Source organism: Burkholderia sp. AU28863, from assembly GCF_002223195.1.
Taxonomy (GTDB): Bacteria; Pseudomonadota; Gammaproteobacteria; order Burkholderiales; family Burkholderiaceae; genus Burkholderia; species Burkholderia sola.
Map to the genome: position 1 here is coordinate 1,600,395 of NZ_NKFE01000005.1, position 22,657 is coordinate 1,623,051.

At 66.8% G+C, this 22,657-nt stretch carries 24 protein-coding genes and 2 pseudogenes; 14 read left to right on the forward strand and 12 right to left on the reverse strand.

Translation table 11 applies throughout. From position 1 onward, the window contains the following. The first annotated feature begins 75 nt into the window (after positions 1–75). Positions 76–1,155 (forward strand): porin, encoded by a 1,080-nt coding sequence (locus CFB81_RS23815; RefSeq protein ID WP_089436735.1) that lies wholly within the window; start codon positions 76–78, stop codon positions 1,153–1,155. Between the two features lie 107 nt (positions 1,156–1,262). On the opposite strand, the gene CFB81_RS23820 is transcribed toward CFB81_RS23815, so the two are convergent. From CFB81_RS23820 to CFB81_RS23840, 5 genes are all read right to left on the reverse strand, one after another. Then, complete coding sequence (locus CFB81_RS23820; protein ID WP_089436736.1) at positions 1,263–2,156, reverse strand: IclR family transcriptional regulator; 894 nt, start codon at positions 2,154–2,156, stop codon at positions 1,263–1,265. Positions 2,157–2,433: 277 nt separating this feature from the next. Further along, entirely contained in the window at positions 2,434–2,913 is a 480-nt protein-coding gene (gene tecA, locus CFB81_RS23825) for a type 6 secretion system effector deamidase TecA (RefSeq protein ID WP_069620944.1), read from the reverse strand. A 324-nt stretch (positions 2,914–3,237) separates the two neighbouring features. Next, positions 3,238–3,444: a hypothetical protein gene (locus CFB81_RS23830; protein ID WP_069620943.1), complete on the reverse strand. Its 207-nt coding sequence runs from the start codon at positions 3,442–3,444 to the stop codon at positions 3,238–3,240. A 305-nt stretch (positions 3,445–3,749) separates the two neighbouring features. Beyond that, positions 3,750–4,349 (reverse strand): alpha-ketoglutarate-dependent dioxygenase AlkB, encoded by a 600-nt coding sequence (locus CFB81_RS23835; RefSeq protein WP_176730258.1) that lies wholly within the window; start codon positions 4,347–4,349, stop codon positions 3,750–3,752. Positions 4,350–4,516: 167 nt separating this feature from the next. Continuing rightward, positions 4,517–5,662: a metallophosphoesterase gene (locus CFB81_RS23840; RefSeq protein ID WP_089436738.1), complete on the reverse strand. Its 1,146-nt coding sequence runs from the start codon at positions 5,660–5,662 to the stop codon at positions 4,517–4,519. 187 nt (positions 5,663–5,849) lie between these two features. On the opposite strand from CFB81_RS23840, the pseudogene CFB81_RS36810 reads away from it, so the two are divergent. The 6 genes and pseudogenes from CFB81_RS36810 to CFB81_RS23875 form a co-directional block, all read left to right on the forward strand. After that, positions 5,850–6,191: pseudogene (locus CFB81_RS36810) on the forward strand (LysR family transcriptional regulator); the annotation flags it as partial. Between the two features lie 406 nt (positions 6,192–6,597). Then, positions 6,598–6,891, forward strand: a complete 294-nt coding sequence (locus tag CFB81_RS23850; RefSeq protein ID WP_069620939.1) for a hypothetical protein — start codon at positions 6,598–6,600, stop codon at positions 6,889–6,891. Next, positions 6,888–7,937: a multidrug transporter subunit MdtN gene (gene mdtN, locus CFB81_RS23855; RefSeq protein WP_089437119.1), complete on the forward strand. Its 1,050-nt coding sequence runs from the start codon at positions 6,888–6,890 to the stop codon at positions 7,935–7,937. Before CFB81_RS23850 ends, mdtN begins: the two co-directional genes overlap by 4 nt. Next, positions 7,918–9,984, forward strand: coding sequence for an FUSC family protein (locus CFB81_RS23860; protein ID WP_089436739.1), 2,067 nt, complete (start codon positions 7,918–7,920; stop codon positions 9,982–9,984). The genes mdtN and CFB81_RS23860 overlap by 20 nt, the downstream gene beginning before the upstream one ends. Next, positions 9,971–11,515, forward strand: a complete 1,545-nt coding sequence (locus CFB81_RS23865) for a TolC family protein (RefSeq protein WP_089436740.1) — start codon at positions 9,971–9,973, stop codon at positions 11,513–11,515. Before CFB81_RS23860 ends, CFB81_RS23865 begins: the two co-directional genes overlap by 14 nt. A 305-nt stretch (positions 11,516–11,820) precedes the next feature. Beyond that, the gene (locus CFB81_RS23875) at positions 11,821–12,528 is read left to right on the forward strand and encodes an MgtC/SapB family protein (protein ID WP_069619275.1); all 708 of its coding nucleotides are present in this window, start codon (positions 11,821–11,823) and stop codon (positions 12,526–12,528) included. A gap of 51 nt (positions 12,529–12,579) precedes the next feature. On the opposite strand, the gene CFB81_RS23880 is transcribed toward CFB81_RS23875, so the two are convergent. Next, complete coding sequence (locus CFB81_RS23880; protein WP_069619276.1) at positions 12,580–13,299, reverse strand: autoinducer binding domain-containing protein; 720 nt, start codon at positions 13,297–13,299, stop codon at positions 12,580–12,582. Positions 13,300–13,372: 73 nt separating this feature from the next. Between CFB81_RS23880 and CFB81_RS23885 the strand changes: the two genes are divergently transcribed. From CFB81_RS23885 to CFB81_RS23895, 3 genes are all read left to right on the forward strand, one after another. Beyond that, positions 13,373–13,816, forward strand: coding sequence for a DUF4902 domain-containing protein (locus CFB81_RS23885; RefSeq protein ID WP_069619277.1), 444 nt, complete (start codon positions 13,373–13,375; stop codon positions 13,814–13,816). 210 nt (positions 13,817–14,026) lie between these two features. Then, a complete protein-coding gene (locus tag CFB81_RS23890) occupies positions 14,027–14,635 on the forward strand; it encodes an acyl-homoserine-lactone synthase (protein WP_089436741.1) in 609 nt (202 codons plus the stop codon). 51 nt (positions 14,636–14,686) lie between these two features. Continuing rightward, on the forward strand, positions 14,687–15,439 hold the full coding sequence (locus tag CFB81_RS23895) for a hypothetical protein (RefSeq protein WP_179236054.1): 753 nt from the start codon (positions 14,687–14,689) through the stop codon (positions 15,437–15,439). A gap of 196 nt (positions 15,440–15,635) precedes the next feature. On the opposite strand, the gene CFB81_RS23900 is transcribed toward CFB81_RS23895, so the two are convergent. Beyond that, the gene (locus tag CFB81_RS23900; protein WP_089436743.1) at positions 15,636–15,926 is read right to left on the reverse strand and encodes a hypothetical protein; all 291 of its coding nucleotides are present in this window, start codon (positions 15,924–15,926) and stop codon (positions 15,636–15,638) included. A 303-nt stretch (positions 15,927–16,229) separates the two neighbouring features. Between CFB81_RS23900 and CFB81_RS23910 the strand changes: the two genes are divergently transcribed. Beyond that, the gene (locus tag CFB81_RS23910) at positions 16,230–16,616 is read left to right on the forward strand and encodes a VOC family protein (protein WP_089436745.1); all 387 of its coding nucleotides are present in this window, start codon (positions 16,230–16,232) and stop codon (positions 16,614–16,616) included. Between the two features lie 20 nt (positions 16,617–16,636). On the opposite strand, the gene CFB81_RS23915 is transcribed toward CFB81_RS23910, so the two are convergent. Continuing rightward, entirely contained in the window at positions 16,637–17,206 is a 570-nt protein-coding gene (locus tag CFB81_RS23915; RefSeq protein ID WP_089436746.1) for a GNAT family N-acetyltransferase, read from the reverse strand. Between the two features lie 153 nt (positions 17,207–17,359). Beyond that, positions 17,360–18,010 (reverse strand): GTP cyclohydrolase II, encoded by a 651-nt coding sequence (ribA, locus tag CFB81_RS23920; protein WP_006480964.1) that lies wholly within the window; start codon positions 18,008–18,010, stop codon positions 17,360–17,362. A 176-nt stretch (positions 18,011–18,186) separates the two neighbouring features. Here ribA and CFB81_RS23925 point away from each other — a divergent pair, with 176 nt between their 5' ends. After that, entirely contained in the window at positions 18,187–18,648 is a 462-nt protein-coding gene (locus tag CFB81_RS23925; protein ID WP_089436747.1) for a CBS domain-containing protein, read from the forward strand. Between the two features lie 160 nt (positions 18,649–18,808). On the opposite strand, the gene CFB81_RS23930 is transcribed toward CFB81_RS23925, so the two are convergent. Further along, positions 18,809–19,138, reverse strand: coding sequence for a DUF4148 domain-containing protein (locus tag CFB81_RS23930; protein ID WP_089436748.1), 330 nt, complete (start codon positions 19,136–19,138; stop codon positions 18,809–18,811). A 512-nt stretch (positions 19,139–19,650) separates the two neighbouring features. On the opposite strand from CFB81_RS23930, the gene CFB81_RS23935 reads away from it, so the two are divergent. Further along, entirely contained in the window at positions 19,651–20,049 is a 399-nt protein-coding gene (locus CFB81_RS23935; protein ID WP_089436749.1) for a GreA/GreB family elongation factor, read from the forward strand. Positions 20,050–20,225: 176 nt separating this feature from the next. Here CFB81_RS23935 and CFB81_RS23940 read toward each other — a convergent pair whose 3' ends face one another. Continuing rightward, complete coding sequence (locus tag CFB81_RS23940; protein ID WP_069619286.1) at positions 20,226–21,347, reverse strand: porin; 1,122 nt, start codon at positions 21,345–21,347, stop codon at positions 20,226–20,228. Between the two features lie 584 nt (positions 21,348–21,931). On the opposite strand from CFB81_RS23940, the gene CFB81_RS23945 reads away from it, so the two are divergent. Beyond that, positions 21,932–22,303 carry a YXWGXW repeat-containing protein gene (locus tag CFB81_RS23945; protein ID WP_089436750.1) on the forward strand — a complete coding sequence of 124 codons (372 nt, stop codon included), beginning with the start codon at positions 21,932–21,934 and terminating at the stop codon, positions 22,301–22,303. A 241-nt stretch (positions 22,304–22,544) separates the two neighbouring features. Here the strand turns inward: CFB81_RS23945 and CFB81_RS36915 are convergent. Continuing rightward, positions 22,545–22,628, reverse strand: a pseudogene (locus CFB81_RS36915) (transcriptional regulator); the annotation flags it as partial. Between the last annotated feature and the right edge of the window lie 29 nt (positions 22,629–22,657).

The window sequence follows — 22,657 nt, forward strand, 5'->3', positions numbered from 1 at the left end:
CATGCGCGACGGCCGGCCGTCCCTGCGCAGGCCGTCACAACACGTATTCATCAGGTTGGAGAGTCAGGAGACGAAATGGTCAAGCATGCGGTAGCAGCGGCAGTCATCGGAATGGGCGCCGCGTCGGGCGCGTGGGCGCAAAGCAGCGTGACGCTGTACGGCAGCATGGACGCGGGTGTCGCGTACGTGAACAACGTCGGCGGCCACGCGAAGTGGGCAATGATCCAGGGCAATACGCAGCCCGACCGGTGGGGCCTGAAGGGCAAGGAAGATCTCGGCGGCGGGCTGTCGGCGATCTTCCAGCTGGAAAACGGCTTCTATACGAACAACGGCCAGTTCGCGACCGCGAACACGATCTGGAACCGCGCGGCGTTCGTCGGCCTCGGCTCGGAGCGCTACGGCACGCTGACGCTCGGCCGCCAGACGCCGTTGACGTTCGACTATCTCGATCCGCTCAGCACCGCGTACCTCGCGCTGAGCTGGTTTGCGTTCCATCCGGGCAACATCGACGGGCTCGCCGCGACCGGCAACGTGCCGTACAACAATTCGGTCAAGTACCGCTCACCGACGTTCGCCGGTTTCTCGGCCGCGGCCACGCTCGCGCTCGGCAACACGACGAACTTCTCGACCGGCAAATCGGTCGGCGTCGCGCTGAACTATGCGAACGGGCCGCTCAAGGCGTCGGCCGTCTACTCGAACGAGCACGACCGCTCGATCCTGATCGGCCAGACCGGCATCACGTCGTTCCAGGGGCAGAACACCGCGAACGGCTACCTCGCGAACAAGGTCGAGAACATCGGCGCGGGCGCGTCGTACCAGATCGGCGACTTCCTCGTGCATGGCCTCTACACGCGCGTGAAGATGCGGTCGAACGGGTTTTCCGACACGTTCCAGAGCTACGACGCGGGCGTGAACTACCGCAGCAGCGCGTTCAACACGATCGCGGGCGGCGCGGCGACCACGACGCTGGCCGGCCGCCGCTGGACGCAGGTCGAACTCGGCGACATCTACGCGTTGTCGAAGCGCACGCAGTTGTATGCGAACGTGCTGTATGAACACGGTTCGGGCGGCGCAAAGGCTGCGTTCTTCACGGCCGGCGTGTCGAGCACCGCGAACCAGGTGATCGTGCTGACCGGGATTCATCACTCGTTCTGAGCGCGTTCAGGCACCAGGCTTCGACGCCCGAAAACGACAAGAGCGGCCCGCGGGCCGCTCTCTTCGTCTGGGATGCCGCGCGCCGCGGCCGGTACGACGCGCACGCGTCAGAACATCGCGACCTTGTGGCGCGCATGCGCGAACGTCGGATCGCTTTCGAGCGGACGATAGTTCAGCCGTTGCGACAGGTCGACCGCCGCGCCGCACACGGCTTCGACGAGCCGCTCCTTCTCGCCGGCGTCGCCGATCTCCGAGCGCGGCACCGTCGCAGTGATCGCCGCGACGATCGAACCCGAATGATCGCGCACCGGCGCGGTCACGGCCGAAATGCCGCTCTCGAACGCCGCCTCGCTGACCGCGTAGCCGAGCCGTGCGTAATGACGCACGCGTTCGTACAGTTCGTCGACGGTGCCGGGCGTGCGCTCGGTGAACCGTTCGAGTTTCTTCTCCGGGTAGAGCTGCCGCAGCGCATCGCGCGTCAGGTCGCCCATCAGCACGTGGCCATGCACGGTCGCATGCGCGGGCAGGCGCGTGCCGACGTGCACCTTCACCGAACCGAACATCGACGTATTGCTCTGCGCCTTCGCGACGAACACCACGTCGCGCTGATCGCGGATCAGCAGGTGCGTCGACAGGCCGGTCGAATCGCGCAGCCGTTCGAGCACGGGCGTGCCGAGATCGGTCAGTTCGAGCGAATTCAGGTATTCGAAGCCGAGCCGCAATACGCCGACGCCGAGCCGGAAATAGCGGTCGCCGTTCACACGCTCGAGGAAACCGAGCGCCTCGAGCGTCTGCAGCAGGCGGAACGTGGTCGTGCGCGGAATGCCGATGCGCTTCGACAGCTCGGGCGCGCCGAGTACAGGCTCGCGCGCGGAGAATTCGGCGAGAATCCGCAGCCCGCGCTCGAGCCCCGGCACCAGATAGGACGAAACGCCGCCCGACGACTCGTCGTCGCCGGGCGCCGCCGGATCGGGTGCACCGCTCATCGTTGTCTTGACCATGTGGACATGGACGGAAGGAAGTCAGTCACGAAACAGGTCGTCGATCGTCGTGGATATTCAGTCATGCTACCTCAGTGCGCGCGTGGGCTCGCACCGGCGCGCAGCGCCGCGATGCGGCATGCGCGCCCGCCGCCATCGCACGTCATTCAAGGTCGAGAGGATAGCAGCGTTGGACGGCGCGACGCCATGCGGAAATCGCCGGACGGCCGGAAGGCGGCCGCGCGCGGCACGTGGTCGGGCGACGCTGGCCGGAGCGTGAGATTCGACGCCGGACAGCCTACAGGCGCGACAGATAGACGCGAATGGTCGTGCGGTCGTACGCAAAGCCGCCGGCCGGGTCCGGCTGCAGTACCCGCGTCAGATCGACCGGATGCAGCCATCCGGCGCCCAGCAAGCCACCGTTGATCCCGCGGATTCGGGTACCGCCGACGGCGATCGCGGCGTGAAAGACATTGGTGCCCCGCGCGAAGCCCACCGCGGTGCCCGCGGGAATGCTCGCGCGCCCGTCCCATTGATTGCCGGTCTCGAAGTTGAAGCGCGTCTTCCATAGCTGGCCGATCGTGTCGAGCAGCGCGCCCGGCGCGATCATCGCGTCGGCGCGCAGCAGATACCGGACATACGCCGCGGCGTCGTAGCAGACGCCGCCGGACACGTATTCGTCGATGTTCGCCATCCCGAACATCAACGCTTGCGCGTGTTTTTGCCGCTCGGCGACACCGGATTGGGCGACATGCCCGCCTAACTGGGTCAGTTGCACGGATAGCTCCTTTCAGGAAGGCGGGACGTCATCGTCTCGCCGGTGCGATAACGTCATATCTTATTACGATATGGCCGGGCGTTTTCCGGGCTTGCTCGCGCCGAACGCAGTGCGTACTTGCTCGGGGGCTCGCGAGCCCGCGTACAGGCTTTCGCCATGCGCGTCGCATCGTCGGCGCGAGGACAGATGGCGCGGCAAACGCGAGCGGGCAGTCGCCTCTCGCCACCCGCGAAAAGCGAAAAATGGAAAGCAGTCAGGGAAGCACCGCCCGGTAACGGACGGCACGGAGGAAGACGATCCTCGGGCGGGATCGCCGCGACGGCGTCAGGCCGTCACGGCGGCGTCATATTCGGCGCGGGCGAGTTGGCCGGCGGCGTATGCCTCGGCTTCGCCGCGAAAGCCTTCCCGGCTGAACGCCACGACTTTCACGCCGACGCCGGTCGCCCGCTTCACCGTCAGCGCCCATTGCCATCCGTCGTCTTGCTCGAAGACGTGCAGCGAGGGTGCGAAGGAAGGGTCGAGTACGGTCACGCGTTTTGCTCCTGCCCCGTTGCGCGCTGCGTCGGCCACGCACGGAGACATGTCGAAAGGGTCGCGCCGGCATGCCGACGCACTTCTGTCATTCGACAGTTTATTCAGGAATTGTTGCGACGCACCATCAGAGGTTTCACTCACCTATCGGAACCGCGTGGTCGATCGAATCTACCTGAAATCCATACGGGACGGGCCTCAGCGCCCGGTCGCGCCGTCCGGTATCGCGTTCGTGCGGCAACGTGCCGCACGCGCGGCCGATTGCTTGCGTCCACCTTTCGTGAATCAAAGAAACGGGGCGCGACCTATCCGCCCGCCATCGACACGCGCCGGAAGGTCAGGTTCACACGTTCGCCCTGCACGCCCGGCGCCTTCGGCACGCGGTGCTGCCATTCGGCCTGCGTGCGTCCGCGCATCACGAGCAGGCTGCCATGTACGAGGCGGTATGCATGCGTGATGCCGATCGCGCGATGACGAAGATCGAACACGCGCATCGCACCGAGGCTCACTGACGCGATCACCGGCGCGTCGCCGAGTTCGGGTTCGTTGTCCGCATGCCAGCCGAGGCTGTCCAGCCCGTTGCGATAGCGGTTGAGCAGCACGCTGTTGAAACGCACGCCGCAGGTCGCCTCGACCGCCTGCTTCAGCTCGAGCACGGCCGGCGTCCAGGGCTCGGGGACGTTGCGGATCCCCGAATACACGTACACGGCATCCGGTTCGCCCTGCCACGCGGTGAGCCGCGGCAACGGAATGCGTCCGCGCGGCGTGCGGATCGTGTCCTGCCGCCACGCGACCTCGCCGATCAGCGCGGCCAGCGCGCGATCGGCGTCGGCTGGCGCAAGCCAGTCCGGGTACCAGTCCACGTCGGGCACGGGCGTGTCAGCGAAGAGATCGGGGGTCGACATGTCGGCAGGAACGGGCAAGGAACGGAGCGAACGACGCATGTCTGCATACTAGCCAACGGCGCCGCGCGCCGCCATGCGCTGTCATTCGCCGCCGAAAGGCCGACAGGAAGCCGCCGTGCACCGCGAGGCGCGTTCGTATCGCGCGACGGCCGCCTCCCGGCCATCGGCTAGCCGCGCGTCAACCGAATCAGCGTGATCTCGGACGGCACGCCGAAACGGTTAGGCGGTCCCCAGTAGCCGGTGCCGCGGCTCGTATACAGCCACATGTCGCCGAAGCGGTTCAGCCCGCCGATCACCGGCTGCTGCAACCGCACGAACGGCGGCCACGGCAGGAACTGGCCGCCATGCGTGTGCCCTGACAACTGTACGGTAAAGCCCGCGCGGTTCGCCGCTTCCGCGCTGCGCGGCTGGTGCGCGAGCAGGATCTTCGTGCCGACGTCGCGCGGCGCACCCGCCAGCGCCTGCGCAGGGTCGCTGCGATGCGCGGGATCGAAGCCGCCCGCCGTGAAATCGGTCACGCCCGCGAGCACCGCGCGCGCGCCGCCGTGCTCGATCAGCACGTGCTCGTTGAGCAGCACCGTCAGCCCGATACGACGAAACTCGTCGATCCATGCATGCGCCCCCGCGTAGTACTCGTGGTTGCCCGTCACGAGGAAGGTGCCGTGCCGCGAGCGCATCTGGCCGAGCGGCGCCGTGTGTTCGCGCAGGCGCTTGACCGAACCGTCCACCACGTCGCCCGTCACGACCACCAGGTCGGCGTCGAGCGCATTGACCGCGCGCACGATCCGTTCGATGTAGGGCCGCTTGATCGTCGGCCCGACGTGGATGTCGGACAGTTGCACGATCGTCAGCCCGTCGAGCGCGGCCGGCAACCCGGCGACCGGAATCGACACGCGCTTGACCGCCGCCGTACGGCGCGCGCCGACGAACCCGATCGCGGTCGCGAGCACCGCGACGGCCAGCACGCCGAGCGCCGTGTCGGGCGCCGCGCGGCTCCATGCGCCGTCATGCCCGAGATGCCGCCACGCGAGCACGCCGAGCAGCACGATTTCGCGCAGGAACGTCAGCACCAGCAGCGACGAGAAGAAACCCATCGCGAGCGCGCCGGCCCAGCCGACCAGCGTCGCCGCCCACCCTTCGTCGAAACGGCGCGAGAACATGCCGACCGGAATCAGGATGACGAAACTCGCCAGCACGAGCGCCGCGATCGTGCGTGCGAGCGGCGACGCGAATGCGTCGGGAATGATCCGCATCCCGACGTACAGATGGAACAGCACGCCGATTGCAATGAACCGGACAAAGAAACTTCGCATGGAACGTTCACCTTCGTTGCAGTACTGCTTCCCCGACGCGCGTCGCGCGGGCCGTGATGCCCGGTGCCGCGCGTCGCGCCATACGCACGATGGTACACAGATCCCGGCCGCGACGACGGGTCGCGGCCGGCGGCGCAGCGCCGTGCCGCTTTACACGCCAATCGGCCATCCTCCCGCCGCCACGGCCATGCGCTTCGTTCTCGTCGACTTCAAACTTTTCACGCAGATCGCCGAAGCGAGCATCCCCACGTGCGCCACCGAACGCGCGCATTTGTCGCGGCCGGCCGCGATCATGCGCATCAAGCCCCTCGAGGAGCAGGTCGGCGTGGAACTGCCGAGCCGCACGAGCCAGGGCGTCACGCTGACCGCGCCGGGCGACACGCATGCGCGCGGCGTGCTGCGCCAGCTCCAGCAGCTGACCGGCAACCGGCAGGAACAGGCGTCGGGCATAAAAGGCCACGTACGCGTGTTCGCGAACACCACGGCGATGAGCGCGTTCCTGCCGGGCGTGCTCCGCCACTATCTCGTCGGCCGGCTCGTCGAGGATCCGCGCGGTCAGCGGGCCCACCGGATTTGCATGGGTCCAAGCAGCAATCGACGGTTTGCGCGCCGATTGCCGCTGCGTCGGCATGGCAAATTCCGCCGCGCGATTTCATCTGACGATCCTTTACAGTCCGTTAGCAACCCTACGCGAGCGGGTGCTGGCAAAATCGCGGCGGTCCGATCATCGCTGCCGACACGCGCTGCCGGATCGTCCGGCATGACTGACGACGCGGCCACGGCCAGCCTCGGCCGATGCGGTGAACATGCCGGATTGCTGGCGATCCGTATCGCGCTGATTTATGATCGCCTCCGTATCCTGGAATCGTCGTCGCGGCGACGATCCGCATTGCGCCGCGCCCGGCATCCACCCCCAACGTCGAGCTCGTCACACCATGAGAAAAACAACGCCGCGCGCGCCCCTGCGCGTCGCCGCCGTGCTGGCGCCCGCCCTGCCGCTCGCGGGCTGCGCATCGCGCGGCGCACCGTCCTACGTGCTGTTCGGCGCGTATTTCCCGCTGTGGCTCGTCAGCGCGATCGTCGGCATCGTCGGCGCGATCGTCGCTCACCGCGTGTTCGTCGCGACCGGCTGGGCCGCGACGGTGCCCTACCAGCTGGCCGTCTGCACCGCGATCGGGCTCGTGGTCGCCGTGATCGTCTGGCTCGCCGGCACGGGGCCGTTCGCATGAAGGCCGCCGGCATCGCCCGCCCGTCCGTCAAAGGCCGCGTGATCGCGCTCGCGATCGTCGCGCTCGGCATCGCGGCGCTCGCGTACGCGTACCATCGCACGACCGCCTATCCGTCCACCGACGATGCGTCGATCGACGCGGACGTCGTGCACGTCGCGTCGCCGGTCGGCGGCCGCATCGTGCAGCTCGCGGTGCATGAAAACCAGCGCGTCGCGAAAGGCGACCTGCTGTACGTGATCGATCCCGTGCCGTACCGGCTGAGCGTCGCGCAGGCGCAGGCCGACCTCGAACTCGCGCGCGCGTCGCTCGACACCCGCCGCCGTTCGCTGATCGGCGAGCGCTCGAACGCATCCGTCGCCGCCGAGCAGGTCAAGCGCGCGACGCAGAACTACGATCTCGCGACGCGCGACGTGAACCGGCTTGCGCCGCTCGCCGCGCAGGGCTACGTCAGCGCGCAGCAGTTCGACCAGGCGAAGGTGCGCCAGCGCGACGCGTCCGTGTCGCTCGCGCAGGCGCAGGAGCAGCAGCGCGCGTCCGCGCAGACGATCGGCGACGACGCCGACGCGATCGCGACGCTGCATGCACGCGAAGCCGCGCTGGCCCGCGCGCAGCATGCGCTCGACGACACGGTCGTGCGCGCGCCGCACAACGGGCTCGTGACGGGGCTGAGCGTACTCCCCGGCGAAACCCTCGCACCGAACCAGTCGATCTTCACGCTGATCGACGCGAGCGAATGGTTCGCGGTCGGCAACTTCCGCGAGACGTCGCTCAATCGCATCGCGGTCGGCGACTGCGCGACCGTCTATTCGATGATCGACCGTGACCGCCCGATGACGGGCAAGGTCGTCGGCATCGGCGCCGGCATCGCGGACAGCGATCGCATCAACCTGCCGCGCTCGCTGCCGATCGTGCAGCGCTCGGTGAACTGGGTGCACGTCGCGCAGCGCTTCCCCGTGCGCGTGAAGCTCGACGAACCCGACGGCAAGCTCGTGCGTGTCGGCGCGAGCGCGATCGTCGAGGTCCGGCATGGCTCAGCCTGCCGCTGAGGTCCGCACGCCGGGCCCGCGCGAAGTCCTGCGGCTGCTTGCGCCGTTTCCGGGGCGCACGGCCATGGCCGTGCGCGTCGCGCTGATCTGCGCGCTGACCGCGCTCGTGACGGCCGCATACGGCACGCCCGAAGCCGCATTGTCCGCGTACGTCGTGTTCTTCATGATCCGCGCCGACCGCGTCACGAGCGTCGTACTCGCGGCCGCGCTGCTGCTGATCGTCACGATCGTGATCGGGCTCGTGCTCGGCATCGCGATCTTCAGCATCGACTATTCGATCCTGCGCGTCGCATGCATGGCCGTGTTGTCGGTCGCCCTGCTGTACCTGACTTCCGCGAGCAAGCTGCGCCCGGTGGGCGCGATTCTCGCGATGATCGTCGGCTTCGGGCTCGACCAGCTCGGCCTCGCGCCGTTCGGCGAAGCCGCCACCCGCGCGCTGCTGTACATCTGGCTGACGATCGCGATCCCCGTCGGCGTCGCGCTCGTCGTCAACCTGCTGATCGCGCCGTCGCCGCGCAAGCTCGCGCACGCGCAACTCGCGAAGCGGCTGCGGCTCGCCGCGCGGCGACTGCGCGACGACGACGATGCACGCGCCGCGTTCGACGCGAGCCTGCGCGAAGGCGACAAGCCGTTGCTCACGTGGCTCAAGCTGTCGAAACTCGAAGGCTCGTCCGATGTCGCGGATTTCGCGGCGCTGCGACAGGCGATCGCATCGAGCACCGCGCTGATGGTCGACGTCGCGCTGGCCGATCGCGAACCGGAAGCGCGGCTGCCCGATGCGTTCGCCACGCCGATCGCCGCGACGCTCGACGACATGGCCGCCATTCTCGAACAGGGTGGCTACCCGGTCGACGTGACGCTCGCGCTGCCGCCCGCCGACGCGCTGCCGCCGCTCGCGCGCGTCGTCGCGACCGGTCTGCAGGCAACGATCACGCATTTTGCGGAGCCGGGCGCGACGGCCCCGACGGCCGATGCAGCGGCGCAGGCTTCGGCCCAAGCAACGCCCGCCGCCCCTGCCGCCACGCCCGAAGCACCCACCGCCGCCCCGGTAGCGGCCCCACGCGGCGGCTTCTTCCTGCCCGACGCACGCACCAATCCCGACCACATCCGCTATGCGCTGAAGACGACAGCGGCGGCGATCTTCTGCTACCTGCTGTACTCGCAGCTCGACTGGTCGGGCATCCATACCTGCGTCGTCACCTGCTACATCGTGTCGCTCGGCTCGACGGCCGAAACGGTCGAGAAGCTCACGCTGCGGATCTTCGGCTGCATGATCGGCGCATTGCTCGGCACCGCCGCGCTCGTATTCGTCGTGCCGGCGCTGTCGTCGATCGGCGAACTGATGGCGCTCGTCTTCGCCGGCGCGTGGCTGTCCGCGTGGGTCGCGTTCGGATCGCCGCGCATCGCGTATGCGGGCTTCCAGATTGCGTTCGCGTTTTTCCTGTGCGTGATTCAGGGCGCCGGACCCGGCTTCGACCTGACGATCGCGCGCGACCGCACGATCGGCATCCTGCTCGGCAACGTCGTCGTGTATCTGGTGTTCACGCGCATCTGGCCCGTCAGCATCGGCAAGCAGATCGACGTCGCGTTCGCCGCGCTGCTCGACCAGTGGCGGCGCATCGCGCAGATCCCGCAGCCGGCCGAACGGCGCGCGCTCGCGGCCGACGCGTTCGCGCGTCACGGGGCGATCTCGCAGGAACTCGGCCTGGTCCATTACGAACCGTCGTGGGTGCGGCCGGCCGCGGCGTGGCTGGCCACCCGGCGACGCGCGCTCGCGGAACTCGGCGCGCTCGAAGGCCCTCTGTTCCTGCTCGCCGAACGCAAGCCCGGGGACGCGGCGATCGGCGCGCAACTCGCACGCGTGGCCGCGCCGGACGATGACGAAACGATGCCCCGCGCGCGTGCCCCGGCTCCGCCGTCGAGCGCCGCCCCCACCGACCCCGCGCGCGACGCGCTGCTGAACCTGATCGACACGCGGCTCGCGCAGATCGCCGACGCCGCCCGTCAAGCCACACCGAAGGAGTCTGCCCCTCATGCGCGTACCTGAACCGCCGGCCGCCTCGATCGCCGCCGCCGCGCTCGCGACCGCCGTCGCGCTGGCCGGCTGCGCGACGTCGTCGATCGATCTGGCGCCGGAGGCGTCCGACCGCCCGTGGCAACCGCAAACGTCGGCCGCGGGCGACATCGTGGCGGCGCCGCCGCGCGCATCCGCGCAAGGTGCACACGACTACACGCTGCCGGCCTCGCCGGCGCTCGCGTCGGTGTCGGCGCCGGCCGCGCTCGATGCCGCGCATGCGTACACGCTGCCCGAGCTGATCGATCTCGCTGAATCGGCGAACCCGCTGACCCGCATCGCCTGGAACGACGCGCGCAACGCGGCGCTCGCGGTCGGCCTCGCCAAGTCCGCCTATCTGCCGCGCCTGTCGGCGACGGCAATGGGCGCGTACCAGGCGAACCACGGTTCGACGTCGACGATCCTCGGCGATTCGTCGAGCAACACCACCGTGCACGGCACGATTTCGGCGCTGTCGCTGCAATGGTTGCTGTTCGATTTCGGCGGCCGCGCGGCGCGCGTCGAAGCGGCCGAGCAGGCGTCGATCGCGTCGAACGTCGCGTTCACGGCCGTGCACCAGCAGGTGATCCACGACGTGACCGTCTCGTACTACCGCTACGAAGCCGCCCGCTCGCGCGCGCTCAGCGCGCAACAGGGCCTCGCGAACGCGGATGCGATCCTTGCGGCGTCCCGCGCACGGCTCAAGCACGGCGTCGGCACGGTCGTCGAGCTCGCGCAGGCGACGCAGAACCGCGCGCAGGCGAACCTCGCGCTCGTGCAGGCGAACGGCGCCGAGAGCGACGGCTACCTCGCGCTCGTCTCCGCGCTCGGCATCTCGCCGCTGTCGAAGCCGACGATCGCCGCGCTGCCGAAGCGGCCGCTGCCGCCCGCGCTCGGCTCGTCGGTCGATGCGATCGTGTCGGACGCGATCGCGCGCCGCCCCGATCTGCAGGGCGCGTTCGCGGTCGAAAAGGCCAATCGCGCGAAGATTAAGGCAGCGCAAGCCGCGTTCATGCCGAAGATCTTCCTGTCCGCATCGACGTCGTATGCGAGCGGCGGCACGTCCATCTCCGCGCTGCCCGCGATCGGCGACCAGGCGCCGACCGTCAACCTGAACGGCAGCCGCTACGGTGGCGGCGTGTTCCTCGGCGTGACGATTCCGCTGTACGACGGCGGCTTGCGCTCCGCCGTCTTGATGCAGGCGCGCAACGACGCGGACAACGCATCCGCTCGCCTCACGCGGACCAAGGAGGAAGCGGTGCGCCAGGTCGTCGCCGCGCAGAACGCGGTGCAGACGAGCCTGGCGTCGCACGACGCCGCGAAGGCACTCGTCGATGCCGCGCAAACCAGCTACGACGCGGCGCTGACCGCGTACCGGAGCGGCGTCGGTTCGGTCACCGACGCGACGATCGCGCAAAGCCAGTTGCTCGCCGCGCGGAACGCGGAAGTCGACAGCTATGCCGGCGCATTGTCGGCCGCCGCCGCGCTCGCGCTCGCGACGGGGACGATCGGCACGACCCGGTAGCGCCGCCGCGAGGCGGTTGACGCGGGCGCGCGCCGCCCACTAGAATGCCGCCCATTCTTCCTTCAGGAACCATCGTGGACAGTTGCAGCACTCCGTTGCGTGCGCCGCTTGCCGCCTGAACGCCTGTCCGCCGCAGTTCTCCTGCCGCGGCTCGCGTTCCGCGAGCCGCACGCTCCCCCCGTTTCACACTGAATGACGCATTCGCGCGGTACAGTACCGCGCGATGACGGCTATCGCCGCGTCGCGTTCGGCCTTGCGCCGTGGCGACGCGCGCCGGCATGCGCTTCTTGCACGGCAGGACAACCATGACTTTCGATTTCGCACTCCGTCTATTCACCGCGTTCGCCTGCGGCGTCGCCATCGGCCTCGAGCGGCAGATGCGCCAGCGCACGGCCGGCCTGCGCACCATCACGCTCGTCGCGAGCGGCGCGTGCCTGTTCGTCACGCTCGGCGTGCTGACCGGCAACGGCGTCGCGGGCGTCACGCAGATCGCCGCGTACGTCGTGTCGGGCGTCGGCTTTCTCGGCGGCGGCGTGATCATGCGCGACAAGGGCTCGATCCAGGGCATCAACACCGCCGCGACGCTGTGGTGCTCGGCCGCCGTCGGCGTGCTGGCCGGCTCCGGCCACTACGTGCCGGCGCTCGCCGGCACGGGCGTCGTGCTGCTCACCAATACGGTGCTGCGCGGCGTCAGCCAGGCCATCAACGCGACGCCCGTGTCGAATGCCGATCTCGTGCGCGAATACCAGATCACCGTGATCTGCCTCGCCGCCGACGAAGTGCACATCCGCACGCTGCTGTCGAACGCGATGTATGCGAAGCCGCTGTCGTTCCAGAGCCTTACGAGCGAAGACGTGCCCGAGCAACCCGACCGGCTGAAGGTGACCGCGACGCTGAAGCTGCATCCGAAGGATCAGCAGAAGCTCGAGCAGATCGCGAGCCGGATGAGCATGGAGAAAAGCATTTCCAGCGTGAGCTGGACCGCGAAGGAAGCGGAGCCGATGATGGAGTGAGCCGCGGCGTGGCGGCCGCCGCATCCGGCGCCACCGTCGCGCGACGTCACGTCAAGGTGGTTCGATGAGGCCGGCCGAGATCGCCTTGACGACCGCCTGGACCTTGTTGGTCGCGCCGAGCTTATCGAGGATGTTGTTCACGTGGAAGTTGACCGTCCGCTCCGAGATGCTGAGGATCTGGCCGATTTCGCACGCGGTCTTGCCCTCGGCCGTCCAGCACAGCACCTCGCGCTCGCGCGCGGTCAGCGTGACGCCCGCCGCGGGCGACAGCTTCGGCACCATGAAGCGGCTCATCAGCGAATGCGACAGGTTCGCGAGCCAGTTCGTCTGCAGCGTCAGCATGTTGATCTCGGCCGGCGTCAGCCGGTCGGCATGACGGGCGATGCTCAACAGGCCGAACGCGCCGCGCGCCGCCCAGCTAGATTGCGCGACGCCCACCGACAACCCGAAATCGCGCGCGTCCTGCCACAGCGGACATGGGTCGATGTTGTCGACGTCCGGCCAGACGATCATGTTGGTGCTGAGTGCGCCGTCGCGAACCGTCGAGTCGATCTCGATATAGTTCTGCGCCTGATAGTGCGCCATCCAGCCTTCCGGGTAGGTATTGAAGATGGCGACCGCGGGCTTCGAAACGGGCAGCGGTACGCGAATGCCGTAGCAGCAATATTCGAATCCCAGCCGCCTGGAATAGGCGGCGATCCGCTGGAAGAGCTGCTGCTCGTCTTCCGCGGCGCTGAATTGTTGGTAGGCATCCTGCCAGCGCAGTTCCATTCTTTCTCCGACAACGTCACGCTGTCATACTTGTCAGGTTCCAGCACCCGTTCGAGGCTGATACATTCCGCGCATGACTTCACCCTTGCTGCACCCAGTCCCCGGCCCGTCCCCGGACGGCTACGTACGCCTGTCAGAAAGCGCACTGGCCGCGCTTGTGCTCGACCATGTCGCGAGCGGCCTCGACCCCTCGCTGCTGGCCGAACTGCACGACAACGCGATCGACGCCCGCCTCGCCGGCTATACCGAATGGCATCGCGCGGCCGGTGCCGGCGTCGCCTACGTGACGGTCGGCTGGGACTGGTACCTCGAACGTGCGACGGGCACGTTCGTGATCGCGGGCGGCGACGTCCGCAGCAACGTGATGGCCGTCGACGCCAAGGGCGCCGACATCGGCATGTTCCGCACGGCCGCCGCGCTCGCCGCGCGGCTCGCCGCCATCGACTGGCCCGCCGCGGTCGCGTCGGCCCTCCTCGGGCACGACGACGCCTATCATGCCGGGCCCACGCTCCAGTGACAACCGGCTGCGCATTCCTCTGACAATTTTGCAAGACTGGCGCTCTTTATAAGCAAAAGCGGCCCGGTTTTCAATCCCGTCGATCAAGAAACCGTTACCACCGCGCAAATGGCGTCTTTACGCCATCACCCTGTAAGAGTTACCAGTTACAGGCTCCTCGTGCCGCGCGCTGTAATGCATGCATACAAAAGCACAGATCCGAGGACATCCATGCAGACCTTCGTTCACGAGGAAGGGCGGTTATCACACGAACTCGCGGCGGATCTAGGGCGCTATCGGCGCCGCGTGTTCGTCGAACAGCTCGGTTGGGCGCTCCCGTCGGCGAACGAAAGTTTCGAGCGCGACCAGTTCGATCGCGACGATACCGTCTACGTGTTCGCGCGCAACGCCGACGGCGACATGTGCGGCTGCGCGCGCCTGCTGCCGACGACGCGCCCGTATCTGCTGAAGTCGCTGTTCGCCGACCTGGTCGCCGGGGACATGCCGCTGCCGGAATCGGCCGCCGTGTGGGAACTGTCCCGATTCGCGGCGACCGACGACGAAGGCGGGCCCGGCAATGCCGAATGGGCCGTGCGCCCGATGCTCGCGGCCGTCGTCGAATGCGCGGCGCAGCTCGGTGCGCGGCAGTTGATCGGCGTGACGTTCGCGAGCATGGAGCGGCTGTTCCGCCGGATCGGCATACACGCGCACCGCGCAGGCCCGCCGAAGCAGGTCGACGGACGTCTGGTGGTCGCGTGCTGGATCGACATCGACTCGCAAACGTTTGCGGCACTAGGAATCGAGCCGGGGCAGACTGCCCGGCAAGCTATCGCCGCCTGAGCCGGAACGCACGTTTCCGTCCGGGCGGCATCGTAACGAAGGAGAACCAACGTGGACCAGTCCCAGGTCTTTCGCGCGATGATGCCGCGGTTGACGAACGCCAGCGGCGCCGGCATCGCGGTCGCCTATCCGGCGTTTCCGAGGCCGTTGCCGCTCGTACGGCTCGACCGCCGCGGGCTCGTGTTTCGGGCAGCCGGCGCCGCGCCGCTCGTGTGCGGGCTGCCGCGCCCGGCCACCCTGCTGGTTGCGGACGAGCCGCTGTGCTCGCTGCGTCTCGTGATCCGCGACATCGCCGCGACCGGCGACGGCCGGCACGACCTGACGATGCAGCCGTCCGGCGCGGCGGGCGACGAATTGCTGTGGCACGCATTGCGCGATCGCGAGCCGTACCGGCAGATGCGGCACCCGCTCGCGCCCGTCGCCTCGGCCCGGGAACCGCGTGCGGCGCCCGGCGAAATCGCAGCGCGCCCGTCGCGCAGCGCAGCTTTCCGCCTGCCCAGCCACAGCGACGCGCTGTTCTTCGCGGACTGGCTCGAATATCACTTCGACGAATTGCGCGCGCTGTCCCAACAGCATGGGCCGCAACTGCAGCTCAATCAGCTCGAGCGACAGGTCGACGACGACGAGGTCGGCGTGCGTTTCGTCTACGACATCGACGGGCATGCGACGCGGCACGCATTGACCGACTGCGCACGCGAGGCCTGTGCATGGATCGAGACGGAAATGCGCAGCAAATACGCGCTCCCCATCGCGCAAGAGCGGTTTGGCGCGTTTGCGGCGCATGCACGGGCCGGCGGCATGTGAATGAGGCCGTGCCGCTGCGCGGCGATCTGCGCGGCGGTAAGTTGTGCGGATACAACGAGGGCTTGCAAACGTCCGGGTTTTCCCTTAAATTTACGTCTGTCTCCTCCATGTCTCCAAACATGGATTCAGCCCGCTCAAGCAGCGGGCTTTTTTATTGCCTGAACGTTTGTGGGGGCGCATCATCTTCCCCGTGTGGCTAGCCCGCTGGATGCATACCAGTCGGCCGCAGCCAGTAGTGGCGCACCGCAAATATCAGCGCGACCGCGACGACAAGCGCCAGCAGCAGGTACAGCCAGCCCTTCCGGGTCGTCGGCAGGTCCGTCAGGGCACCGACGTCGCCCGTCAGCGCCGCCAACGCGACCAGCGCCAAGCCGGCCAGCACCAACGTCCCCCTTGCCACCCACCCGAAGGCGGCCTCAACTCCAGCCGCCCATCGCGACTGACGATAAGGTCCGGCAACCGGTCGACGAAAATCGGGCTTACCCATTCGTCACCTCCCACCCAGCATGCGCGTATCCGCATGTCGTGCGACAGGCGGCGCCGAACGCATGAATTCGAATGTCTTGCCGACGAGTGGCCGCTGCGACGCGGCGTGCCCACATGGAATCGAGAAGCGTCATGCTTTTTTCTTTCGCGAGATGAGAGTCGACACCATTCGATTCGCTTGGCCGTATCGAATCGATATCGTTCGATACGCCAAGTATCGCCCGAAGCGCGGCCCGCTCGCCTCGCGCAATCGCGATCGGACGGCTTATCATTGAGCGGCCCGCCACTTCCCGCCGAGGCCATCTTGCACGCCCATCTGCGCATTGCCCGCCCGGTCAGCAACCTCGCCCGCACCGAGCGCATGTATCGCGACGCACTGGATCTGTCCGTACTGGCTCGCTTCGAAGATCACGACGGCTTTTCCGGCGTGATGCTCGGACGCGAAGGCCTCGACTATCACTTCGAGTTCACGCACTGCCCCGACCATCCGATCGCGCCATCGCCGACACCCGAGGATCTGATCGTGTTCTATCTGCCCGATCGTCCGGAATGGGAAACCGCCTGCGAGCGCGCGACCGCACACGGCTTCATGCCGGTGACGTCGTTCAATCCATACTGGGACATATCAGGCCAGACCTTCGAGGATGCCGACGGCTATAGGATCGTGTTGCAGAACGGCACGTGGCGCTGACGGGCACGCGCGCGGAGCCGTTACACGCCGGCGTGGCTGCCGGAGCGGGCGACGTAAACGACATGCCGTCGCAGCGCGTGCCCTTCCGGCAACGCGGGATGGTCGAAATCGCGCGCGGGCTGGCGCAGCATGTCGAGCCGTTGCATCACCTGTTGCGATCGCAGGTTGGCGTCGGCCGTCCACGCGAAGATCTCGCCGAGCCCGATCCGGTCGAACCCGTCGGCCAATGCGGCAGCGGCCGCTTCGCCCATGTAGCCATGCCCCCACGCATGGCGCGCCTGTCGCCACATGATCTCGACGCAGGGCGCCATCGGATGCGTTGCGCGTGCCTCATACGACAGCCCGCAAACGCCGACCAGAAACGCATCGGCGCGACGCTCGACTGCCCACGCGCCAAAGCCGTGCGCATCGACATGCGCGTCGAAGCGCGCAATGACGTCACCCGCCTCGTCGATCGACATCGGGCCGCGCGCGAGCCACGCGGTCACGTCCGGATCCGCATGCATCGCCGATAGCGCTTCCGCATCCGTGGTTCGCCAGCGGCGCAGCGTCAGGCGTTCGGTTTCGATCCTGAATGGCGTGGTCGTCATGGGCGTGCAGAGCAGATGGGCGGCGGGTGCAATTCAGATGACGTCACGAACCCGGAACCGGAACGAATGAGGAAGAAATCGCGATCGTCGCATGTCGCAGCGACGATCGAAAGAATGGGTGACAAGAAACAGGCGCTGGCACGCCTGCTCGGGTTACTCGTTTTCCTCGAAGTAATGCCCGAACTTCGTCTGCTTCGTGCGGATATAACGTTCGTTTTCCTCGCGCACGGGCACCGCGAGCGCCACGCGCTCGCAAACGGGAATGCCGTGCTTCACGAGCGTATCGAACTTCTTCGGATTGTTGCTCATCAGCCGCACCGACGTCACGCCGAGGATGCGCAGGATCGCGGCGGCCGAGTCGTATTCGCGAGCGTCGTCTGGCAGGCCGAGATCGAGGTTCGCCTCGACGGTGTCGCGCCCCTGCTCCTGCAGCGCGTACGCGCGGATCTTGTTGCTCAGGCCGATGCCGCGGCCTTCATGGCCGCGCAGATACAGCAGTACGCCGCGATCTTCGGCCGCGATGTAACGCAATGCGAGATCGAGTTGCTCGCCGCAATCGCAGCGGTACGAGCCGAACACGTCGCCGGTCAGGCATTCGGAATGCAGCCGGGTCAGCACGGACTGCTCGCCCGTCACGTCGCCCATCACGAGCGCGAGGTGTTCGGCATCGCTGCCCGATACGCGAAACGCGTATGACGTGAACGTACCGTAGCGCGTGGGCAGCGACGCGGTGGCGACGAGCGTCACGCACTCGTCGGCCTGGCCATTGCCCGGCGTGGGCGATTGGGGACGCGAAGACATCATGAATTCAATCGAAACTTCAGGAATGTAGGAGTTATGTGGATGGTGCGTGACGCGAGTTTACCGCTAATCTGGAAACGTCACGCGACTGCCGCCGCCCGCCCGGCTATACTGGGTTCACCGGGTGACGCGCAGCACGCCCCGCCTGCCCTGCATCGACCTGCACACGGAGAAAGCGAATGAGCACGACTGTCGCGCAGATTCTCAAGGCCAAGCCGGATTCGGGCCGCACCATCTACACCGTCGCGAAGACCGATCTCGTCTACGACGCCATCAAGCTGATGGCGGAAAAGGGCATCGGCGCACTGCTGGTCGTGGACGGCGACGACATTGCGGGCATCGTCACCGAGCGCGATTACGCGCGCAAGATCGTCCTGCAGGACCGCTCGTCGAAGGCCACCCGCGTCGAGGAAATCATGACGGCGAAGGTGCGCTACGTCGAACCGTCGCAATCCACCGACGAGTGCATGGCGCTGATGACCGAGCACCGGATGCGTCACCTGCCCGTGCTCGACGGCGGCAAGCTGGTCGGCCTCATCTCGATTGGCGACCTCGTGAAGAGCGTGATTGCCGATCAGCAGTTCACGATCAGCCAGCTCGAGCACTACATCCACGGCACGCCGAGCGTCACGTCCGCCTGATCCGCCCAGCAAAAAAGGCCCAAACGCGTCAGCGTCTGGGCGGAAAGCCGCCGGCATGCGGCGACGGAGGTTCTGCTCCTGCGGGCGAACGACCCGCGCGCCTGGCGCGCGTCTCGTCAATTCAGCGGTGCGCTCGGGCAGACCCGGGGGGGACGTTCGATCAGTTACCGAAGTAGACCGAATTCACGGGATTCGGCGCTTCCCGCGTCACGCGGCGGCCGCCTTGCGCCGCGCCCGTTGCCACGGCACCGTAGCCGCTCGTGTCGGCTTGCGCGAGCATCGGCTGGTTCGGCCGGACGCGCTGCTCGGCGGCCTGGATGTCGCTCGGGTATTGCGAATCGCTCGCCTGCGGCTTGTAGCCGTTCTGCTCGAGTTGCACGAGTTCGGCCTTGACCTCGGCGCGGGTCAACCCCTGCTCGGACTGCGCGAACGATGCGATCGGAGCGGCAAGGACGGATGCGGCGATGGCTGCATAGATGATCGACTTCATGATTTACCTCCGGAATATGTTCTGTTTTGACGTCGCCTCGGCAGGACTGTCCGAAGCGATTGAATTCAGTGTAGTGCGCGCCACCCCAAGGGGAAACCCTTAGTTTGAACATACAGCGTTGCGTTTTTGGAAAAGATCGCCCACTGTTTCGGAACAGGGTCGCCCCAACTTGCTTCATCTACACAACAATCGCTGACGAAACGCCAACAGCCAGATCACATGTCCGGAAGGTTGTGTTGTAGAATCGTAAGGTTTCATTCGCCAGTCGATATTCCGTCCATCATGTACGCGCTCGCGCCCCTTTCGGTTTCGCAGTCCGGCCCGGCCGGCGTGTGCGCGCGCGCCAGCCAGCCGGCGCACCCCCTCGCTCGACGCACGGCCCAGGTGCCGCTCGCCCCTGCCCGGCGCCTGATCTGACCGCACGGTCTCCACCCGGAGCCAGGTTAGACAGGCTCCGGGCGATCCTCATAGGCACGCCACGCCTGCCCCTGCCGATCATTTGGAGAACCACCATGAAACAACGCCTTTACCAGTTGACCGAACTCGACGTCGCTCGCCTCGAAAAGCACGCCGAGCACAACCCGCGCTTTCAGACGATGCTTGATACGCTGCTCGAGCGCGCCGATATCGTCCAGCCCGACGCCATCAAGGCGAACGTCGTCACGATGAACTCGCAAATCACGCTGCTCGACGAAGCAACCCAGGAACAGGCCACCTGGACGATCGTTTATCCGGACGCCGCCAACCTCGAACTCGGGCGCCTGAACGTGTTCTCGCCCGTCGGCATGGCGTTGCTGGGCACGCAGCGCGGCCAGATGGTCAAGGTGATGCAGCCGAGCGGCGGCGAAAAGCTGATGAAGGTCGCCGCGATCGTCTTCCAGCCGGAAGCCAACGGCGAATACACGCGCTGAGCGAGCAGCCGGTCAGCGCCGCGCCATACGGGCACGGAACGACAAAAGCGAGGCATGAGCCTCGCTTTTTCGCATTCGGACGATCCGGATTATCGTCATCGCCTTCCGCAAACGAAAAAAAGGCGCCCGAAGGCGCCTTTTCGATGCTGCGGAGCGGGTTACCCCGCCCGTCACGCTTAGAAGCGGTGACGCAGACCAACCGTTGCTGCGGTTTGGTTGATCGACGAGCTCGGCAGGTTGTTGTTGAAGCTGTCGCCGTTGTAGATCGACGCGCCGATGCCGTTCTTCGCTGCACGCTGGTACACAGCTTGTGCGTAGACGTCCGTGCGCTTCGACAGTGCGTAGTCAGCTTGCAGGCCGAACTGGTTCCAGTGCGTGCTGCCGTTGTTGATCTTCGCGTTCGTGTACGTGTAAGCAGCACCCAGGCCGAGAGCCGGCGTCAGGTTGTACTTCGCGTTGACTTCGTAGTTGTCGGTGCGCAGCGTGCCTGCAGCAACTGCGTTGTTGTCCAGACGTGCTTGCGTCCATGCAGCGCCGACTTGTGCCGGGCCGAATGCGTAGCCAGCAGCAGCACCGTACGTGCGGACGCGGCCTTGGGAAGCGATGCCACCGATCGCCGACGACGTTGCGCCGTTTGCGTTCGTGCCGTCACCCAGGTTCGCTTGCGAGTATGCAGCTGCCAGCTTCAGGCCTTGGAACTGGTATGCAGCACCTGCGCTGTACGCACGGTTGTTGCCGAAGTTCGTGTTGTTCGAGAACGAGTACGTGCCGCCGAATTGCAGGCCAGCGTAGTTTGCGCTCGTGAACTTGATCGTGTTGTTCTGTGCGACGTCACCGTTCGTGCTCAGACGGTCGAGGTTCAGCGGGTGCGCGAAGTACGTGCCGCCCCACGAGCCCGTTGCCGTCAGCGGCGCCAGGTAGTCTTGCGTTGCGTCATACTGCTTACCCAGCGTGACCGTGCCGTACTGGCTCGACAGGCCGACGAAAGCCTGGCGGTTGAACATGCCGCCGTTGCCGTTCGCGAAGCGGCCGTTACCGATGTTGAAGCCGCTTTCCAACGTGAAGATTGCCTTCAGGCCGCCACCCAGATCTTCCGAGCCACGCAGGCCGAAACGGCTCTGGTCAATGCCCGAACCCATCGCCCAACGCGACTTGCCAGCTTGGCCGAGTGCCGGCTGGACGTTGCTCGTGTAGGTGATGCCTGCGTCCAGCACGCCGTACAGCGTGACGCTGCTTTGCGCGTGAGCGACGGTAGCGAACGATGCTGCAGCTGCTGCAACGATCAGAGTCTTGTTCATTCGTGGAGCTCCCTTCTATAAAAAGAGGCAGGTCTCGCGACCTTGTTCATAAACGGTCTGCAACCGCCCGGGAGCGCCATCGGTCCTGCTGGCGGCGCCCGGATAGTTGCCCGTTTGGGAACCGTGAGTTTAGGGGTGTACCCTAGGGGAGCGATCCGCAAATAAAGAAATAAGCTTTTCCAGAACTAGAAATAATGAAAGTGGGGACGTGTCATAAGTATTTGTTTTAACGTTTGTTTTTGACTTCTTGACGCGTACTTTTTGGAGGCTTTCATCGCACCATTCTTACATGTCATCGTCTTGACGGTTGCATAGAAACAACAAACGGATTCGGTTCGGCAGCCTCAAATCGGTAACTATTACCCAAATCAATCTCAAATATTGGCCAATCCGCCTCCAAAGCGCCCCTCGACCCGTCAACAGCGGGCGCCCGCCGGTCCACGGCGCGATCCGTCAGTCGCTGGAAAGGAAAGGCGGCTCGCGCCTGCCGTGACACTCGGTAACAGCCTTGACCGTCCACGTAACCCGGCGGGCGTACAGGCAGGCTAATGTAAGGCGGCCTCGAATACAGAACAGGAACCGCCATGAATCGACGCTCGCTGCTGCGCACCATCGGATTGACCGCCGCCTTCGTCGGCACCGGCTGGCTGCGTGCCGCCTCTGCCCAGCCTGCCCCGCCCGTGTACCGGCCATCCGGCCCGAACCGCGTTCCCGGCGGCCCGCCGTATGCGGATCGCCCCGGCTTCGCGCCGCCGCCGGCACGCCACGACCGTCGCCCGCCGCCGCCACGGCCGCACGGCTATATATGGACGGACGGCTACTGGCGCTGGCAGCGCGGCCGTTATATATGGGTGTCCGGCCGCTGGGTCGCACGGCGCCCCGGACGCCGCTGGGTGCCCGGCTACTGGCGCCGGCAGGGGCCGGTGTGGGTCTACGTCGACGGTTCGTGGCGGTAAGCTGCGGTCCGGCTCCGACCGATCAAGTTCCGGAGCCGGACCGCGCGCGAGCGTGAGCGCTGTCCGCGCCACGGAATCACGCGCCACGGCAGCCGCGCTACGGTCGAACATATCGTTTGGCCGCCATTCCGACGACATCGTTCCGACCACGACGTCATGCCATGCATCCGGCCATGCTCGCCCCATCGCGCTCGTCTGCCGCATACCGCCAGCCAACGGACCGATGCGTGCGCCGCGCCCCGCGCCCGCCTTCTTCCAACTCGCGTGTACGACGGCGCGCCGCGCAGATCGCGCGATGATGTTCGTGGGGCCGCCGGATCATCGCCGCGGGCAGGCTAACGGACGTGCGAGCCC

Coding starts and splice junctions, on each gene's coding strand:
- CFB81_RS23815 (WP_089436735.1), top strand. CDS start 76: ATGGTCAAGCATGCGGTAGCAGCGGCAGTCATCGGAATGGGCGCCGCG.
- CFB81_RS23820 (WP_089436736.1), bottom strand. CDS start 2,156: ATGGTCAAGACAACGATGAGCGGTGCACCCGATCCGGCGGCGCCCGGC.
- CFB81_RS23835 (WP_176730258.1), bottom strand. CDS start 4,349: ATGTCGACCCCCGATCTCTTCGCTGACACGCCCGTGCCCGACGTGGAC.
- CFB81_RS23840 (WP_089436738.1), bottom strand. CDS start 5,662: ATGCGAAGTTTCTTTGTCCGGTTCATTGCAATCGGCGTGCTGTTCCAT.
- CFB81_RS23850 (WP_069620939.1), top strand. CDS start 6,598: ATGAGAAAAACAACGCCGCGCGCGCCCCTGCGCGTCGCCGCCGTGCTG.
- mdtN (WP_089437119.1), top strand. CDS start 6,888: ATGAAGGCCGCCGGCATCGCCCGCCCGTCCGTCAAAGGCCGCGTGATC.
- CFB81_RS23860 (WP_089436739.1), top strand. CDS start 7,918: ATGGCTCAGCCTGCCGCTGAGGTCCGCACGCCGGGCCCGCGCGAAGTC.
- CFB81_RS23865 (WP_089436740.1), top strand. CDS start 9,971: ATGCGCGTACCTGAACCGCCGGCCGCCTCGATCGCCGCCGCCGCGCTC.
- CFB81_RS23875 (WP_069619275.1), top strand. CDS start 11,821: ATGACTTTCGATTTCGCACTCCGTCTATTCACCGCGTTCGCCTGCGGC.
- CFB81_RS23880 (WP_069619276.1), bottom strand. CDS start 13,299: ATGGAACTGCGCTGGCAGGATGCCTACCAACAATTCAGCGCCGCGGAA.
- CFB81_RS23885 (WP_069619277.1), top strand. CDS start 13,373: ATGACTTCACCCTTGCTGCACCCAGTCCCCGGCCCGTCCCCGGACGGC.
- CFB81_RS23890 (WP_089436741.1), top strand. CDS start 14,027: ATGCAGACCTTCGTTCACGAGGAAGGGCGGTTATCACACGAACTCGCG.
- CFB81_RS23900 (WP_089436743.1), bottom strand. CDS start 15,926: ATGGGTAAGCCCGATTTTCGTCGACCGGTTGCCGGACCTTATCGTCAG.
- CFB81_RS23915 (WP_089436746.1), bottom strand. CDS start 17,206: ATGACGACCACGCCATTCAGGATCGAAACCGAACGCCTGACGCTGCGC.
- ribA (WP_006480964.1), bottom strand. CDS start 18,010: ATGATGTCTTCGCGTCCCCAATCGCCCACGCCGGGCAATGGCCAGGCC.
- CFB81_RS23925 (WP_089436747.1), top strand. CDS start 18,187: ATGAGCACGACTGTCGCGCAGATTCTCAAGGCCAAGCCGGATTCGGGC.
- CFB81_RS23930 (WP_089436748.1), bottom strand. CDS start 19,138: ATGAAGTCGATCATCTATGCAGCCATCGCCGCATCCGTCCTTGCCGCT.
- CFB81_RS23935 (WP_089436749.1), top strand. CDS start 19,651: ATGAAACAACGCCTTTACCAGTTGACCGAACTCGACGTCGCTCGCCTC.
- CFB81_RS23940 (WP_069619286.1), bottom strand. CDS start 21,347: ATGAACAAGACTCTGATCGTTGCAGCAGCTGCAGCATCGTTCGCTACC.
- CFB81_RS23945 (WP_089436750.1), top strand. CDS start 21,932: ATGAATCGACGCTCGCTGCTGCGCACCATCGGATTGACCGCCGCCTTC.